At 40.8% G+C, this 13634-nt stretch carries 11 protein-coding genes and 1 pseudogene; 7 read left to right on the forward strand and 5 right to left on the reverse strand.

The window, feature by feature from the left end; all coding sequences use genetic code 11:
• Positions 1-121: 121 nt before the first annotated feature.
• The 4 genes from NJ959_RS16080 to gatA form a co-directional block, all read right to left on the reverse strand.
• Positions 122-358 carry a hypothetical protein gene (locus NJ959_RS16080; RefSeq protein ID WP_254012751.1) on the reverse strand — a complete coding sequence of 79 codons (237 nt, stop codon included), beginning with the start codon at positions 356-358 and terminating at the stop codon, positions 122-124.
• 218 nt (positions 359-576) lie between these two features.
• Positions 577-1911: a helix-hairpin-helix domain-containing protein gene (locus NJ959_RS16085; RefSeq protein ID WP_254012752.1), complete on the reverse strand. Its 1335-nt coding sequence runs from the start codon at positions 1909-1911 to the stop codon at positions 577-579.
• Between the two features lie 112 nt (positions 1912-2023).
• Entirely contained in the window at positions 2024-4645 is a 2622-nt protein-coding gene (locus tag NJ959_RS16090) for a DNA polymerase III subunit alpha (RefSeq protein WP_254012753.1), read from the reverse strand.
• Between the two features lie 208 nt (positions 4646-4853).
• A complete protein-coding gene (gene gatA / locus NJ959_RS16095) occupies positions 4854-6305 on the reverse strand; it encodes an Asp-tRNA(Asn)/Glu-tRNA(Gln) amidotransferase subunit GatA (RefSeq protein ID WP_254012754.1) in 1452 nt (483 codons plus the stop codon).
• 689 nt (positions 6306-6994) lie between these two features.
• Here gatA and NJ959_RS16100 point away from each other — a divergent pair.
• The 5 genes and pseudogenes from NJ959_RS16100 (at position 6995) to NJ959_RS16120 (ending at position 10174) form a co-directional block, all read left to right on the forward strand.
• Complete coding sequence (locus tag NJ959_RS16100) at positions 6995-7579, forward strand: Uma2 family endonuclease (protein ID WP_254012755.1); 585 nt, start codon at positions 6995-6997, stop codon at positions 7577-7579.
• Between the two features lie 366 nt (positions 7580-7945).
• Positions 7946-8080, forward strand: a pseudogene (locus tag NJ959_RS16105) (DUF29 family protein); the annotation flags it as partial.
• Between the two features lie 200 nt (positions 8081-8280).
• Positions 8281-8868, forward strand: coding sequence for a Uma2 family endonuclease (locus NJ959_RS16110; protein WP_254012756.1), 588 nt, complete (start codon positions 8281-8283; stop codon positions 8866-8868).
• 210 nt (positions 8869-9078) lie between these two features.
• Entirely contained in the window at positions 9079-9537 is a 459-nt protein-coding gene (locus tag NJ959_RS16115) for a DUF29 domain-containing protein (RefSeq protein WP_254012757.1), read from the forward strand.
• A gap of 25 nt (positions 9538-9562) precedes the next feature.
• Positions 9563-10174 carry a Uma2 family endonuclease gene (locus NJ959_RS16120; RefSeq protein WP_254012758.1) on the forward strand — a complete coding sequence of 204 codons (612 nt, stop codon included), beginning with the start codon at positions 9563-9565 and terminating at the stop codon, positions 10172-10174.
• Positions 10175-10242: 68 nt separating this feature from the next.
• Here NJ959_RS16120 and NJ959_RS16125 read toward each other — a convergent pair whose 3' ends face one another.
• On the reverse strand, positions 10243-10830 hold the full coding sequence (locus NJ959_RS16125) for a Uma2 family endonuclease (protein ID WP_254012759.1): 588 nt from the start codon (positions 10828-10830) through the stop codon (positions 10243-10245).
• 241 nt (positions 10831-11071) lie between these two features.
• Here NJ959_RS16125 and NJ959_RS16130 point away from each other — a divergent pair, with 241 nt between their 5' ends.
• A complete protein-coding gene (locus tag NJ959_RS16130) occupies positions 11072-12211 on the forward strand; it encodes a hypothetical protein (RefSeq protein WP_254012760.1) in 1140 nt (379 codons plus the stop codon).
• Between the two features lie 34 nt (positions 12212-12245).
• The coding region (locus NJ959_RS16135) for an FAD-binding domain-containing protein (RefSeq protein WP_254012761.1) at positions 12246-13634 on the forward strand (1389 nt) is incomplete at its 3' end.

A 13634-nucleotide genomic window follows, 5' to 3' on the forward strand; every position in this document is an offset into this window, starting at 1 on the left:
AGCGAATAAAAAGCCGCCCTAGAAGGACGGGGCTTCAGACCCAATTTTTTGGTGAGAAAAGCTGCTAATATCTCCATCCGAGTCAGAAAAATTAGAGGCGAGGTGTTGAAGGCAATTTTCATCACCATATTCTCTCAGTAGCGATGTCAGATTGGGTGAGGTAATAGAATTCGATCCCCATTAGTTCCAGGATTTTCAAGAGAGATTCTGGTTCGAGGTTCAAGATTTCCGCCGCTTTTTTGAGGCTGACAATTCTGGCAGAGAGCGCACCGAGGAGGAAAAGAAAATTTTCTTTTTGCTCTAGCGTGTTGAAGAGTTGCACTTCAGCGGCAATTTTTTCTAGCATTTCTTGGGGCATGGCATAACGCTCCGGGGATTAATCCTTGGGGTTATTATCAAATCGAGATATCTCCATTTTAGCATTAATTTTTTCAAAATTAACTATTCTATTTTCGGGCTAGTGGAATCTGCTTGCAGCAGCGCAACTCGCGAGTAAGTTTTTTTAGGATAAGCTGTAGTCTAGTTAGTAGACTATCCCATTTTTTTAGCTTGCTGCAATAGAACTCATTTAGGTTGTCAAATGCTGGAGATCCCGCAAAAGTAAGCAGTAAAATTGGCAGCGTTAAGGGCATAAACCGCAGTTTGGCTATCTCGCACCCAGAATTTACGATTGAATCGCACAAGTTTCCCAGTTTCCCCACCAACAATCATCGCTACCACGGGTACTCTCGATTTTTTCATGTCGCCAGATTGTTGTTGTAAAACAGTTTTCAATCGATGCTGTTGTGAGGTATCGCAAGCTTGCTGAGGTGTTAGTTGTATCCTCACCATTTTTACTTCTTCAATCGGTTCAGCATCATCAATAATCAACTGAACTTTATCATCTTTGCGATCTACTTTACCCCAAATAATTAGGCGAGCTTCATCCACTAGCTGTGAACTAATTCGTTGATAGGCTTCCGGGAAAACAACAGCTTCGCATTGAGCAGTGATATCTTCTAATTGGAGAATAGCCATCTGATCCCCTTTTTTTGTGATTGCTATTTTGACCGCATTTAACATGACAATCGCACTAACACTTGCTTTTGCTGATTGAGATTCCAAGTCGGATAGACTAATTGGCTCGAAAATCTGAGCTACTTTTTGGACAGATTTGAGAGGATGATCGGAAATATAGAAACCTAGTAATTCTTTCTCTAACTTTAATTTTTCAGATGGGAGAAAGTCCTTAGTTTTGGGTGCTTTAGGAGCAGATTCAAGACCAAATTTAGCATTTTCTACACCGTCAAAGAAATTGAATAGATTTCCTTGTCCGCTGAGTCTATCTTGGGCACGTTTTCCAGCCCAACTCATGACTAAATCTAGATCGTCGATTAATTGCTTACGGTTATTTTCAAGAGTATCAAATGCACCGCAGTAGATGAGCGCTTCGAGGGCGCGGCGGTTGACAGTGCGCAAATCGACGCGATCGCAAAAATCTGCCAGTGATTTAAAATCTCCATCCTTTCCTCTTGCTGCTAAAATACATTCAATCGCCCCTTCTCCCAGATTACGCACGGCTGAAAGTCCAAATAAAATTTGGTCATCTGCTGGGGTAAAATCAATTCCAGATCGATTAACATTAGGGGGTTCCACGTTAATTTTCATATTGCCACAGGTGGCAATATATTTGGGAATTTTGTCCTGATGTCCGCTGTTGGCAGTTAGGAGAGCTGCCATATATTCAACGGGGTAATTAGCTTTAAGATAGGCTGTTTGATATGTGACATAGGCATAGGCAGTTGAATGGGATTTATTGAAGCAATTAGAGGCTACTAATCCATTTCGGAGGATGAAGTTATGATCCCTTTCCACACCTATATCGTAAACATCCTGAGTTCCCAATGATTTTCGACTTACAATTTTAACCACGTTTGTAGCTCCTTAAAATAAGATCAATTTTTATCCTCGATTAAATAGATCGACAATTTGCTGGATTTGGCAATCGGTCAAATGGCTATACGTTGTTGACATTAGTATAGAGCTAGTTTCGATCAATTTTCTTTAATTCTAACCCCATTTCAAAAATTTTGTCAATTGGCAACATCTGACTATCCTCAGTCATAAATTTATGATCTTTAGTTGCTCTAATAATAGAGCCATCTTCTAAAGAATACTCAAAAACTTCTTGTTCACCGCGATTGTGCCACTGAGCAATAGGTTGAGTATATACATATCCATTATTATCAATACTATACACCGTGCATTTAATACCTTCCTCGACAATTTTTCCGATGGCGATTGCACCATATTCAACGGTTAGTATTTCCGTATCATAGCTTAAGCAGTATTCGGCGAACTTTACCATCTGCGCAAATAATTCTTCTGCTATTTTTGTCCTAATTCCATTCTTAGTTGAACCTTCAATAAATGCTTGCCGTTGCTTCTGCATTTCTGAGGATTTCTTCTTTCCCATAGCCCGCCGCAATAAGTCAGCTTGCCCTAAAGTATACCCAGCCAAATCCTGAGCCATTCTCATAATCGATTCTTGATAAACCAAAATCCCATAAGTTTCTCTGAGAATTGGTTCTAATTTGGGATCTTCGTATTCAATAGCTTCTCTTCCGTGTTTGCGATCGATAAATTTTGGAATCAGACCAGCATCTAATGGTCCTGGTCGATACAATGCTAAAATAGAGGAAATATCTTCAATACTTGACGGCTTAAGTTTTTTCACCACATCAAGCATTCCAGAAGATTCCAATTGAAAAATACCGTCTAAATTGCCTTCCTCTAATATTTTATAAGTCTTTTCCACATCTTCGGGTAGTTTTTTAATTCTAGTAAATCTTTCCTGGGCATTTCTTTCCTCCGATGTAAAACTATCTGGATCGATAACTTGACCTGTTTTCTGCTGAATCAATTCCACTGTTTTCTGAATCATCGTCAGGTTTTTTAACCCGAGAAAATCCATTTTCAACAATCCCATTGATTCCAAATCTTCCATAAAATACTGGGTAATGACAGAGCCATCATTATTCTTTTGTAACGGGACAATTTGATCCAGTGGTTCCGCAGAAATCACCACACCAGCAGCATGTACCCCAAAAGTTTTATTAGTCCCCTCAATTCTAATCGCCATATCTATCCAACGGCGCACTCTTTCATCAGTTTGATATGCTTGTTTAAACTCTGGTGCAGGTGTTTCATCGGAAATCATCTCCGCTAGTTTGGCTGGTTTTCCCCGCGAAACTGGGATCATTTTTGCCATTTTATCGGCTTCTGGTAGGGGAATTTCTAATACTCTAGCCACATCTCTTAAGACAGCTTTCGATGTCATCCGGTTAAATGTAATAATCTGCGCCACCCTGTCTTTGCCATATTTATCTGTAACGTATTCAATTACCTCATCCCGTCTTTCAATACAGAAATCAGTATCGATATCTGGCATAGATTTCCGTTCCGGATTAAGAAAACGCTCGAATAAAAGTCCGTGATGTACTGGATCGATATTAGTAATTTTGAGAGCATAAGCAACAAGAGAACCCGCCGCACTACCTCTTCCTGGCCCCACAGGAATTTTTTGATCTCTAGCAAACTTAATATAATCCCAAACTACTAAAAAGTAGGTAGAAAAACCCATCTGCTCGATCATTTTTAGCTCATATTCGAGCCTCTGTTTATAGACAGGAGTAACTTCACTACGAGAGCGATATCCTAATCGATCTAGTAATCCATCCCAAGCTATTTTCTCGACAAAAGTATCAGCAGTATGGCCGCCAGGGACAGGGTAATCAGGAATGCGAGGTTCCCCCATAATATTGTAGGGCTTGACTTTATCTGCTACTTCTAAAGTAGTTGAGATTGCCTCTTGAATTACATCATCTGGCAAATGATCTCGAAATAACCTCGCCATCTCTTGAGCAGACTTAAGATATTCAGTCCCGCTATAACGCATCCGCTTATCTTCAGTTAATAGCTTGTTCGTCTGAATACAAAGCAAAGCATCATGAGCTTCTACATCGTAACAAGAGATAAAATGAGAGTCATTCGTAGCAATAAACTTAATCTCTAATTCGCGAGCAATTTTAATAATTTCAACATTAACAATTCTGTCCTCTACTGAACCATGATCTTGAATTTCCAGATAATAATCATCAGCGAATACTTTCTTGTACCATTCAGCCACTTCACGAGCTAGTTTTAGATCGCCTTTCAGAATTGCTTGAGGCACTTCACCACCTAAACAAGCACTGGTAACAATTAAACCTTCTCTATACTGCTTGAGGAGTTCTTTATTAACACAAGGGCGTTGAAAAATTCCTTTGCCTTGCATTCCCTCTAGGTGAGAAATTGTCGTCAATTTGACTAAGTTTTTGTAACCTTGGTTATTCTTAGCTAAAACAACTTGATGATATTTACGGGGACGCTTAGTTTTCTCTTCAATGTCACCGTTAATGACATACATCTCGTTCCCGATAATAGGCTTAATATTTTTAGTGCGGCACACCTTAATTAACTCGATTGCACCGTACATTACACCATGATCCGTAAGTGCGATCGCAGGCATTCCTAATTCTATCGCTCTATCTATTAATTGCGGTAGCTGAGATGCACCATCTAGTAAGCTGTAATCGCTGTGAATGTGGAGTCCGACGAATGACATGGGGTTTGGCTTGAGATAGTATTTTACGATTTTAGCTTAAGATTCTTTTTTTTAACGCAGAGGGACGCAGAGGTAAACACAGAGGTACGCAGAGACTTTATTTTATCCCAATATTAACCAACAAATCTCTGCGTACCTCCTCCCCCTCCTCTGCGTACCTCTGCGTTTCAAAAAAAGTTAAGCGGTATAGAAAATAACCTCATAAACCTTAACTCAAAGCTGGCTTCTGCTTATGCCATTCCGTAGATTGCTCGTAAGCAGAAGCCACCTGAAAGATCCGATCTTCCCGTAAAACATTCCCGATTAATTGTAAACCAATCGGCATTCCATTGTCATCAAAACCACAGGGAATACTCATCCCCGGCAATCCGGCTAAGTTAACGGGAATTGTCATTAAATCGGAGAGATACATTGTCAAAGGATCTGCAGTTTTTTCTCCTATTTTAAATGCTGTAGTCGGGGCAGTGGGAGAAACTAAAATATCCACCTTTTCAAAGGCATTCTCAAAGTCTTCTTTAATTAAAGTCCGGACTTTCTGTGCTTTGAGATAATAGGCATCGTAATAGCCAGCAGATAGGGCATAAGTGCCTAACATAATTCGTCGTTTGACTTCTGCACCGAATCCCATGGCGCGAGTTTTTTTGTACATGGAGAGAAGATTATCAGGATTCTCACTTCGGAAACCATATTTAACCCCGTCATAACGGGCTAAGTTGGCGGAAGCTTCGCTTGGTGCAATAATATAGTATGTGGGTAAGCCGTAGCGGAAGCGGGGACAGGAGATTTCTTGAATTTCTGCACCCAAACTTTTTAGTTGTGCGATCGCATTATTCACTGTTTCGGCGACAACTGGATCTAATCCTTCGCCAAAGGTTTCTGTAATAATGCCAATTTTAATCCCTTTTAAATTGGGTGTGAGAAATTGAGTGTAATCTGGGATTTCGACTTTCAGACTTGTGGCATCATTAGGATCGTAACCTGCGATCGCACTCAGTAAAATAGCCGCATCTTCTACACTCCTACTAAATGGTCCAATTTGATCCAAAGAAGAGGCATAAGCTACTAAACCGTAACGAGATACTAACCCATAAGTCGGTTTCATCCCCACAATCCCGCAGTAGGAGGCAGGGAGGCGAATCGAACCCCCTGTATCCGAACCCAAAGATACCACAGCTTCCTCAGCAGCGACGGCGGCTGCGGAACCCCCAGATGAGCCTCCAGGTACGCGAGAGACATCCCACGGGTTCGCGGTAACCTGATAGGCAGAGGTTTCTGTGGAGCTGCCCATGGCAAATTCATCTAAATTCGCCTTTCCTACCATTACTGCGCCCATATCTTTGAGCTTTTGCGTCACGGTAGACTCGTAGGGGGGGACGAAGTTTTCCAAAATGCGAGAGGCGCAGGTGGTGGGAATTCCTTTAGTACACATATTGTCCTTAATAGCAATAGGTATTCCTGCTAAAAGTCCAATATCTTCTCCTGCCGCGATTTTGCCATCCACTTGTTGTGCCATTTCCAAGGCGTATTCTGGGGTGACATGCAAAAAGCTATGTATTGTCGGCTCTAGTGCCTGAATCCTGTCTAGTGCTGCTTGGGTAATCTCGACACTGGAGCGTTGTTTTGTGATGAGTTGTTGGTGCAACTCGCGAATCGATGCCATGCTTGTACCTTTACTGACAAACTCTAGTATTGTGACAAAAAATTTACCCTTTAGCTAAAGGGATAGTTTGGGGAGTGTTTTATGGCTATTTTGCGATCGGCTAATTTTACACCTAAATCCCCTCTGGAAGTTATCATTTTTAACTCATAACTTCCACCCTTGTCAATAAGCCAGAAAACCCGCCGTAGAATTAATTCTACGGCTCATAGCTCAAGTCCATTAAAACTGACGGAAATTCTGATTCCAGTCAGTTTTAACTCAGATCTTGCACCAGTTTCAATAACGGTAGGGTGGGCACTCCCCACTAACGTAATCATCAGCTTTTCAACTTCTCCAGGGGAGTGCCCACCCTACAAAAAACTCAAGTCAGTTAAAACTGACGGAAATTCTGATTCCAGTCAGTTTTAACTGACTTCAGCTATTAGACAGTGGTTTGAACCACTGTCGGGTTATCGCGACTGCTGCAAGTTATCAGTTTTAACAGATTTGAGCTATTAGCCAGTGGTTAAAACCACTGACGGGCTGGCGGGATATCGGGCTAGGGATCTTTATTTGCGATCGCATCCCCTACATAATACCCTAATATCAGTTTGTAGTAGGCGATTAATCGTTTACTACGAACTAATAAAATTAACTATCATTCTGTTTTTAAGTTAAACTAGTCCTAGCACCGATGTAGGGTAAATCCCATGATTCAAACTGTCATCCGAACCAAACTGTTAACATTTGCGGAATTTCTTGCCTACGATGATGGTACCGATACGCGATATGAACTTGTCGATGGAGAATTAGTGGAAATGCCAACTGAAAGCCAAGAAAATAACAATATTGCTAGATTTTTATTGGCACAACTGTTCAAAATATTTCCTTTCTACCTTGTTGCCCACAAAGACACTGAAGTAGAAGTAATGGGGCGACGTGCCACATGTCGCATCCCCGATTTGCTAGTCCACACAGAGGAGTCAAAAACTGCATTAACAGGTGCAACTCGTGCTACTATTACCCGCGATATGCCGCCACCTGCGCTAGTAATTGAAATTGTCAGTCCCGGAAGTGAAAATCGTAACCGCGATTACCGCTACAAACGGACAGAATATGCCGCTAGAGGTATTGCTGAATACTGGATTGTTGACCCAGAAATGAAACAAATTACTGTTTGTAAGTGGGTGGAAGGGCAGTATGAGGATACTGTTTTTACAGGTGAAATGAGGATAGTATCAGATATCGTTCCAGGTTGGGAATTAACGGTAGCTGATGTTTTTGCACCATTGTGAGTCTCTGGACAAACCAGACAGAGAATTAATTCTCTGTCTTATAGTTTAAGTCGGTTAAAATTGAGATCTTGCACCATTGTCAACAAAGAGTTTTATGTAGGGTGGGCAGTCCCCAATATAGCTTGAAAAGCTGATGATTACGTTAGTGGGGACTGCCCACCCTACGGTTATTGAGATTGGTGCAAGATCTCGGTTAAAACCGACTATTGATAAATATTTTAGTCCGTTTTAACGGACTTCAGCTATTAGACAGTGGTTTTAACCACTGGCGGGTTGTGGCAACTGGTGGAATATCTAAGTCAATAAATTAAACTTTTTTGATTAAAATAAAGCTATCTGGTTCAACGATTTGAGCGCAAAACTATTATGACAACAGGATTAGAAACCAACCGCAATAGTTTATACGAGACAGATTACCTAAGATGGATTGAAACCACATTGGCACAATTGCAGGTGCGGGATTACTCAAACATCGACTGGGAAAATCTGATTGAGGAAATAGGAGATAACTGGTGTAAGTTATTAATACATGACTACAATTATTTGAAGCCTTTATATTGCTTGAGAGGTGTTTTAGTTCGATTGTGCGATCGCTTGCGAGTCACATTCAGCTCCCCGACTTCTCACAGAAGTCGGGAATCTTAGCTATCAGTGTGGTCTTTAAGTTAAAATAGCCCTAGCACCGATGTAGGTTAAATCTCATGATGCAAACTGTCGCACCGAAAACGCTATTAACCTTTGAGGAATTTCTCGCCTACGATGATGGCACCGATACGCGCTATGAACTTGTGGATGGGGAGTTAGTGGAAATGCCGACTGAAAGCCAAGAGAATTGCGATCTTGCCAAATTTATCCTGTTTGAGTTAGCAAAGCATTTTCCAATTGCTTTACTTGCTTATAAGGATATTGAAGTTGAAGTTAGCGGGAGAAGAGCCACTTGTAGGCTACCGGATCTATTAGTCCATACCGAAGCGTCTAAAGCCGCTTTAATTGGTAATAATCGCAACCTCATTACCCGCGATATGCCGCCACCTGCACTAGTAATTGAAATTGTCAGTCCCGGAAGTGAAAATCGCGCCCGCGATTATCGCTACAAACGGACAGAATATGCCGCTAGAGGTATTGCTGAATATTGGATTGTCGATCCGGAAATGAAACAAATTACTGTTTGTAAGTGGGTAGAAGGGCAGTATGAGGATACTGTTTTTACAGGTGAAATGAGGATAGTATCTGATATCGTTCCAGGTTGGGAATTAACGGTAGATCTGGTTTTTGCGGCCTCATCATGAAAACTGAAATATCAGTTCGTAGTAGACGCTGCCATCGCCTACTATCAACTAATAAGATATAAACTGAACCTTCAAGTCGAAATTCCCCCCCTTGCCAAGAGCGAAAACTAGCTCCCTCCCCTTAATAAGGGGAGGGTTGGGGAGGGGTTTTCAGGATTTATGCAACAGAGCTAAAGTAATCTGGTTAAGATATTTTGCCACAAAACCGTTATGACAACAGAAATAGAAACCAAGCAACAAAGTTTGTACGAAACAGATTACCTAAGATGGATTGAAACCACATTGGCACAATTGCAGATGGAGGATTACTCAAACATCGACTGGGAAAATCTGATTGAGGAAATAGGGGATATGGCGCGAAGTGAACGTAGAAGTTTAGAGAGTAATCTAACTGTAATTATAACTCACTTACTTAAGTGGCAATATCAACCAAATTTCCGCAGTGGTAGTTGGAAAGGTAGTATCGCTGAACATCGCCGCCGCATTCGTAAAGCGCTAAAAGAATCTCCCAGTCTAAAGTCTTACCTAGAAGAGATATTGGCTGAATGTTATTTAGATGCGGTGGAAATAGCTATGGCGGAAACAGGATTGTCAGTGGAGATATTTCCCCAAGTTTGTCCTTACCAATCTATCGAAGTTTTAGATTCTGATTTTTTCCCAGAATCATAGTTAATTGAATGAATGGCAAAATCCGATGATTCAAGCTGTAGTTAAAACAATAACTTTTGAAGAGTTTCTGGCATGGTATCCAGATGGAAAAGGACGTTATGAATTATATGAGGGTATAATTATTGAAATGAATCCTACTGGAGAGCATGAAGAAGTGGCGGCTTTTATGAACCGCAAGCTTAATGTGGAAATCGATCGTCTAAACTTGCCCTATTTTATACCTAGAACATACCTTGTTAAACCGGAAAATGCTAATTCTGGTTATCAGCCAGATGTGCTAGTTTTGGATAAAGAAGAATTGCCTAATGAACCTTTATGGAAAAAATCATCAACCATTTTACACGGTAAATCGGTAAAATTAGCAGTGGAAGTTGTTAGCACTAATTGGCGCGATGATTATTTGACTAAGGTGAGAGACTATGAAGAAATTGGTATTCCTGAATATTGGATTGTCGATTACTTAGGATTGGGTGGTAGGCGATATATCGGTTCTCCTAAACAACCAACTCTTTCAATTTATCAGCTTGTGGAAGGAGAGTATCAGGTTACACAGTTTCGGGAAGATGAGCCTATTTATTCACTGGTATTTCCAGAATTAAATTTGACAGCGGGGCAAATTTTTCGGGCTGGGGAATAATTAGTCATAATTTTTGTCAATTCCGTTCGTAGTAGGCGCTTAAGCGCCGTATTTCCTGGTGCAATCTCTTACATAATACCATTCAAATCCAATACAAATCCCGGCAAGACATCTTCTCCAGACAAACTAACAGGAGATAGTAATATTTCCACATCTTTACCTGGGCGATAAATCTCCACACGCTTATTTTTTCGGTCAATTAACCAACCCAATTTCGCACCATTTTCTATATACTCCCTCATTTTAGCTTGTAAGTCTTTCAAAGAATCCGTCTCCGAGCGCAATTCCACGACAAAATCTGGACAAATTGGGGCGAATTTCTTTCTTTCTGCAGATGTTAAAGCTTCCCATCTTTCCCGGCGTATCCAAGAAGCATCAGGGGAACGTTCCGCACCGTTGGGGAGTTTGAAGCCAGTGGAAGAATCAAAGGCTATTCCTAAATTATTCTGACGACTCCAAGCTTGGATTTGATATGCTAGTTCAATATTGCGATTTCCTGTTTCACTGCCAGTTGGTGACATAATTAATAATTCTCCTAATCCTGTCCGCTCAAATTGGTAATCGCGGTTTCTCTGACAGAGATCGAAAAACTGTTCGTCTGTTAAATCGATACTCAATTTTACAGTAGAGGGGAGGGTGATGGTTGCTACGTCCATAGGGGTATGACAACAGCGTATTTTATCTGGTTTTATTTTAACATTGAATCTACTGTGGGGGAGGAAAATTTAGATTCAGAACGCTCTACTAGTACGAGCTTTATTGTCGCGATGAGATTTATGGGTTATGATATAATATCATATCATATTTGTGAGTATCGATATTATAAATATTAACCGGAGATAAATCCAGATACACGCAGATAGAATAGTTTCATCATTTTCGTTAGGAGAATAATTTGTGCCAGCTCAAAAATATCGCTTCTATCAGCTAGTACTCGTCAGTGCAATTATCGCTTTTGGCTGTAGCTTACCTCAAGCAATAGAAGCATCTAGTAGTAGTGAAAAACTACCAGTTGCCAACAATAGTCTCAAAGAAAATCTAGCCCAAACTACAGAATCACCAGTTAGTTTACACCCATCCTTCAATACTGTATTGGCACAGGTTGAAGCGAAAACTAAACTTGCGATCGCATTACCTACTAATATTGAAAGTTCCGCTTACTGGATCTTAGATGAAGTAACGCCTTCAGGATACGGGGTGCAATTTGCTTTTACCCCAGACTGTCAAGGTCAAAGTGTTTGTACTTTTGGTAATATTACAGCCCAAGCATTGACAGGAGATGCTATCCCGCCAGAAGGAGATATTATCCCTCTGGCTAATGGTATTACTGGCTATTTTATCGATAAAGTTAAACTTCAGGTATGCAATGGAGGTTATTGCTTTGGGATTATGACTTGGGATGCGGAAGGTAGCCGTTATACTTTACAAGTTAAAGCTAATCCAGAGGAAACAATTCGCATCGCTAACTCGGCAATTCAGTGGCGATTAAATAGACAATCTGAGTATCCTCTTAAATTAACAGGAATCCCCAAACAGCCTTACAATAACTTAAATCGACCCCAAAAGTTAAGTCCGGCAGAAATTGATGAACTTAAATCAGGTGCAGGAGGTTTGGAAAATCTGATTCCAGAGCAAGTTTTCCGGGTGAAACTGAGAGATTTTGGTTCTTCTACGTTTGTGCCTATTTCTGATGATACTTCTGGCGCAACTGAACTGTCACTGAATTTGGTAAAATATGGTAAAATTATCTATACTTTTCCGGCTACTGAAGCTGACAATAACTGGACATTTTTTAAAATGTTAGCAGTGGCTTTTTCAGATGTAAACAAAGATGGATTTGAGGATACTATAGCAATTTCTGAGTATGTTACAGGAATTGGTCGGACGGGGGCACAACCTTTTCCGGTGGTTACTGTATATTTTAATAGTGGGGGTAAGTCTTTTCGGGTTGATGAGGGATTGAATGAGGAAATTGCTAAAAGTGGTGCGAAAACTATTGGAGATGTGTTGTCTTTTCTGAAGCGTAAATTTTCTTGATTATGGGAGATGAAGGATAAAAAAATAAACAAAAATGTCTAACACAATTATCTTTTGGCATCGCCGCGATTTAAGAATTATCGATAATGTCGGATTATCAGCCGCCCGCTACCAAAGCCCCAAATTAATCGGTATATTCTGTCTAGATCCCAATATTTTAAATCGCGATGATATCGCACCAGCCAGAGTAACCTATATGATAGGTTCCTTACAAGAATTACAGGAAAGTTACCAAAAAGCAGGAAGTCAACTATTAATCCTCAACGGTGAGCCTAGCCAAGCAATCCCTAAACTAGCCGCCGCACTAAACGCCAAAACTGTATACTGGAACTTAGATGTAGAACCCTATTCCAGAGAACGCGATCGCAAAGTTACAGAAGCCCTCAAAGAAAAAGGCATTGAATCTCATACTTCCTGGGATCAATTACTCCACCCACCCGGCACTATTCTCACCAAATTAGGTTCCCCCTATACCGTTTATACTCCCTTCTGGAAAAACTGGATTCAACAGCCCAAAAGTTTCATGTTAGCCAAACCATCCCATCTGGAAGGATTGACAGAAGATGAAATTAATTTAGCAAAGGAAGCTGGAGTAATCGATTTGCCAACAGCAAAAGAATTGGGTTATTATTGGCCTAATCCCCTGTTATTAGCTCCAGGAGAAGCCGCAGCCAAAAACCAGCTAGCAGAATTCTGTAAATCTGCTATTGGAGCATACGAAGAAAAACGAAATTTACCAGCAATTCCAGGCACATCCCAACTAAGTGCCGCCCTCAAATTTGGCGTAATCAGTATCCGTACAATTTGGCAGAATGCCGCATTTATCTATAACCAGAGTAAGAAAGAGGAAACTCGCAATAACATCCAAACTTGGCAACAAGAATTAGCATGGCGAGAATTTTACCAACATGCCATGTATTTTTTCCCACAACTAGCATCAGCTCCCCATCGCCAGACATTTAAAGACTTCCCGTGGGATAATAAACCAGAACATTTCCAAGCCTGGTGTGAGGGAAAAACTGGTTATCCCATCGTTGATGCCGCCATGAGACAATTAAATCAAACCGGATGGATGCACAACCGCTGTCGCATGATAGTAGCCAGTTTCCTCACCAAAGACTTAATAATTAACTGGCAGTGGGGCGAAAAATACTTCATGCAAAAACTATATGACGGCGACCTTTCCGCTAATAATGGAGGATGGCAGTGGAGTGCATCTTGCGGGATGGACCCCAAACCATTAAGGATATTCAACCCAGCCAGTCAAGCCCAAAAATTTGACCCAGACGCTAAATATATCCGACAATGGCTACCAGAACTGAGGAGTTTGAAGACAGAATACTTAATTACAGGTAAAATACCAGAACGGGATACCGCTTTTTGTAATTATCCTGCCCCTATAGTAGATCGTAGAATACAGCAG

This window comes from Limnofasciculus baicalensis BBK-W-15, from assembly GCF_024178385.1.
Classification (GTDB): domain Bacteria; phylum Cyanobacteriota; class Cyanobacteriia; order Cyanobacteriales; family Coleofasciculaceae; genus Limnofasciculus; species Limnofasciculus baicalensis.

Bases quoted from the DNA above. Each gene is read 5' to 3' on its own strand.
- NJ959_RS16110 (WP_254012756.1), top strand. From the start codon at position 8,281: ATGATGCAAACTGTCGCACCGAAAACGCTATTAACCTTTGAGGAATTT.
- NJ959_RS16090 (WP_254012753.1), bottom strand. From the start codon at position 4,645: ATGTCATTCGTCGGACTCCACATTCACAGCGATTACAGCTTACTAGAT.
- NJ959_RS16120 (WP_254012758.1), top strand. From the start codon at position 9,563: ATGATTCAAGCTGTAGTTAAAACAATAACTTTTGAAGAGTTTCTGGCA.
- NJ959_RS16100 (WP_254012755.1), top strand. From the start codon at position 6,995: ATGATTCAAACTGTCATCCGAACCAAACTGTTAACATTTGCGGAATTT.
- NJ959_RS16125 (WP_254012759.1), bottom strand. From the start codon at position 10,830: ATGGACGTAGCAACCATCACCCTCCCCTCTACTGTAAAATTGAGTATC.
- NJ959_RS16080 (WP_254012751.1), bottom strand. From the start codon at position 358: ATGCCCCAAGAAATGCTAGAAAAAATTGCCGCTGAAGTGCAACTCTTC.
- NJ959_RS16115 (WP_254012757.1), top strand. From the start codon at position 9,079: ATGACAACAGAAATAGAAACCAAGCAACAAAGTTTGTACGAAACAGAT.
- gatA (WP_254012754.1), bottom strand. From the start codon at position 6,305: ATGGCATCGATTCGCGAGTTGCACCAACAACTCATCACAAAACAACGC.